Raw genomic sequence first — 3,550 nt, forward strand, 5'->3', positions numbered from 1 at the left:
ATCCGCGAGCCGGAAAATGATCTCGCCGGGGATGGCGGCACCCGCTGCCAGACCCGCAATAGCCTCTTCCAGCAGACTGAGCCCGCGCTCCAGCGTTTCCCGGAATCGGGTTTCCTCACGCTCCAGAGCACGCTCGACTTCGCGCTGTGCCCGCGTGAGTTCAGGGAAAGCGCTACCCATCTCGGCTACCAGTGGCGCCACCAGTTGATGAAAAAATACGGTCTCCATGCCCAGCTTGCGGCCATGACGCACGGCGCGACGGATAATGCGGCGCAGCACATAGCCGCGGCCTTCGTTGGCGGGCAGGACGCCATCGGTGATGAGAAAGCTGCATGCGCGGATGTGATCCGCCAGCACCCGCAAACTGGTGTCCGTCGCCGCGTCGCGGCCATATGGCTTGCCACAGAGTTGCGCCGCCGCGGCAATCAGCGGCTTGAAGAGGTCGGTGTCATAGTTGTTATGTACGCCCTGGAGCACGGCCGCGAGACGCTCCAGGCCCATGCCGGTATCGACGGAGGGCTTGGGTAATGGCGTCAGGGTGCCGCTGCTGTCCCGGTCAAACTGCATGAAGACCAGATTCCAGATTTCGATATAGCGGTCGCCATCTTCCTCCGGGCTGCCGGGAGGGCCTCCGGGAATATGGGGACCATGATCGTAAAAAATCTCCGAACAGGGACCGCAGGGACCGGTGTCGCCCATGCTCCAGAAGTTGTCCTTCTCGCCACAGCGGGAGAGACGCGCGGGATCAATGCCGATCTCGTTAATCCAGATGTCAGCCGCCTCATCATCCTCTTCGTAAACCGTAATCCAGAGCTTTTCCGGCGGCAGGCCCAGACGTTCGGTGAGGAAGCGCCAGGCAAAACCGATCACTTCACGCTTGAAATAGTCGCCGAAAGAGAAGTTACCCAGCATCTCGAAAAAGGTATGGTGCCGCGCTGTGTAGCCAACATTTTCCAGATCGTTGTGCTTGCCGCCCGCGCGCATGCAGCGCTGTGAGGAGACGGCGCGCCGGTAGGGACGGGTTTCCAGACCGAGAAACACGTCCTTGAAGGGCACCATACCGGCATTGGTGAACAGCAGGGTCGGGTCATTACGGGGAATCAGCGGGCTGGAGGGTACGATCTGGTGCCCTTGCTCCACAAAATACTCCAGAAAAGCTTGGCGAATGGCTTGCGCGTGCATCGGTCTTCCGTTGTTAATGAAAAGTGTTTTTGTCTCCGGGCGGGGGTTTTCCGCCCCCTCAGCCGCTGTCAATCCGCAGAGAAATCCCTTTCTCTGCCGGCGGCCAACACCCGGCGAATCGTCTCTCCGGTAAATCCCCGTCCTGCCAGAAAACGGGCGCGCCGGGCATAATCTTTGGCATCTGTTGGCACTGTATCGCCAAAACGCTTCTGACAAACCGCCTGCGCCTGCACCAGCCAGTTAATCTCGGGATCTGCGGTAGCTTCGACCCCCGCCTGCTGCAAGTCCTGACGCAAGCGCAACGGCCCGTGCCCCTGACGCACGCGGGTACGGGTAAGCATTTCCGCATAACGCGCATCATCCTGATAACCGGCAGCGACGAGTGCATCCAGCGCCAACGCCACGTCCCCTGCGTCACATCCCGCACGGAGCAGTTTGTCACGCAGCTCCAGACGTCCATACTCCCGGCGCGCCAGCCACCGCAGCGCCAGCGCGGTGGGATCGCCGCGTTCTGCCGTCAACTACCCGACCGCTACGGGCTCTACCACGTCTTCGGCAAAGGCCAGGGGATGTCCTGCTGCCGCTGCCCGTATCCGTTGCTCGATATTGACCGCCAACTCCGGATGTTCCTTGAGATACTGGCGGGCGTTATCCTTGCCCTGGCCGATACGTTCTCCCTGATAGCTGTACCAGGCGCCGCTTTTTTCGACGATGTCGAACTTCACGCCGAGGTCCACCAGCTCGGACATGCGGGAGATGCCTTCGCCGTAGTAGATGGCAAATTCGGCTTCGCGGAAAGGCGGTGCGACCTTATTCTTGACCACCTTGACGCGGGTATCGTTACCTACCACTTCGTCGCTCTTTTTGATCGCGCCGATGCGGCGGATATCGAGACGCACGGAGGCGTAGAATTTGAGGGCGTTACCACCGGTGGTAGTTTCCGGGCTGCCATACATCACCCCGATTTTCATACGAATCTGGTTGATGAAAATGACCAGGGTGTTGGTCCGGGAGATATTGGCGGTGAGCTTGCGCAACGCCTGACTCATCAGACGCGCCTGCAAGCCGACGTGGGAGTCGCCCATGTCGCCTTCGATTTCCGCTTTGGGGGTCAGTGCAGCCACGGAGTCGATAACAATCAGGTCGACTGCCCCTGAGCGCACCAGCATATCGGCGATTTCCAGCGCCTGCTCGCCGGTATCCGGCTGGGAGATCAGGAGGTTTTCCAGATCGACGCCGAGCTTATGGGCATAACTGGGGTCCAGAGCATGTTCGGCATCAATGAAAGCCGCCGTACCCCCTGCAGCCTGACAACTGGCTATGGCGTGCAGGGTAAGGGTCGTTTTACCGGAAGATTCCGGTCCGTAAATCTCTACCACCCGGCCCCGTGGCAGGCCACCGACACCGAGAGCAAGGTCCAACCCCAGCGAACCGGTGGAGTAGACCTCAATGTCCTTGATGGCATTATGATCACCGAGACGCATGATGGCGCCTTTACCAAATTGCTTGTCAATCTGTGAGAGGGCCGCCGAAAGGGCCTTGCTACGCTGTTCGTCCATAATGCTTTCCTTCTCTTGAATTGAGGGTTAACCCATCCTTGCAAAACACCATGTTGTAGTGGCGCGCGGCAGGGCCTGATGATCCGGTACTGCGGGAGTCATCGGAACAACCTTTTCCGGCATTCTACCTGAGCTGGCGGGCGGGGCAAACGACTGAAAGCCACTGCGGCATAATTCTTGTCCGGCACGGTGGCCGCCGTTCAACCAGCCCCGCGCAATAATCCCAATAACCCGCCCAAAGCTACCGAACCCGCGGCATACTGCACCGACCAACGGTCTCCGTGAAAGTGACAGGTTCTCACCTGCGGTTCCGCGCCCCGCGCGCCCCAGGCAATACAGACGGTGCCCACCGGCTTGCCGGGCACGGCACCTCCCGGCCCGGCGATGCCGGTGATAGCCGCGGCGATGTCCGCTTCGTGCAGTGCACCCGCGAGCATTTCCAGGGCGGTATCCTCCGCTACGGCCCCGACCCGCGCGAGGGTCGCTTCCTGCACCTTTAGCAACTGAATTTTCGCGGCATTACTGTAGGTGACAAACCCGTGGCGCAACAGCGCCGAGGAGCCTGGCAGGGCGGTGATCCGCGCGGCCAGATCACCGCCGGTACAAGACTCCGCCAGGGCGAGTCGGGTGTCCCGCGCACGGGCATGCCGGAGTAAGGACCATTCTGGCGGTGCCATGTGCAGCGATATGGCGCACGGTGTTCCGGCCTCGACCCAATACTCGCCCGGCAAAACTTCCGGCGTGGTGCCGTTATCGTTGAAAAGGCTCAAAGGCACGTCGCAAACGGGCATATGTGCGCTTGCCCCTGT

General features: G+C 60.6%; 4 protein-coding genes. All 4 read right to left on the reverse strand.

Features of this window, described 5'->3' with window-relative positions; genetic code table 11:
- A partial coding sequence (gene alaS, locus Q0C48_RS08935; RefSeq protein ID WP_291523545.1) for an alanine--tRNA ligase occupies window positions 1-1,182 on the reverse strand: 1,182 nt, incomplete at its 3' end.
- Between the two features lie 68 nt (window positions 1,183-1,250).
- Window positions 1,251-1,703, reverse strand: a complete 453-nt coding sequence (locus Q0C48_RS08940) for a regulatory protein RecX (protein WP_291523547.1) — start codon at window positions 1,701-1,703, stop codon at window positions 1,251-1,253.
- Window positions 1,704-2,741, reverse strand: coding sequence for a recombinase RecA (gene recA, locus Q0C48_RS08945; RefSeq protein ID WP_291523549.1), 1,038 nt, complete (start codon window positions 2,739-2,741; stop codon window positions 1,704-1,706).
- A 200-nt stretch (window positions 2,742-2,941) separates the two neighbouring features.
- Window positions 2,942-3,550, reverse strand: a 609-nt coding sequence (locus tag Q0C48_RS08950; RefSeq protein ID WP_291523551.1) for a CinA family protein, incomplete at its 5' end; no start/stop codon positions are given.

The organism is Acidithiobacillus sp. (assembly GCF_023255755.1).
Taxonomy (GTDB): domain Bacteria; phylum Pseudomonadota; class Gammaproteobacteria; order Acidithiobacillales; family Acidithiobacillaceae; genus Acidithiobacillus.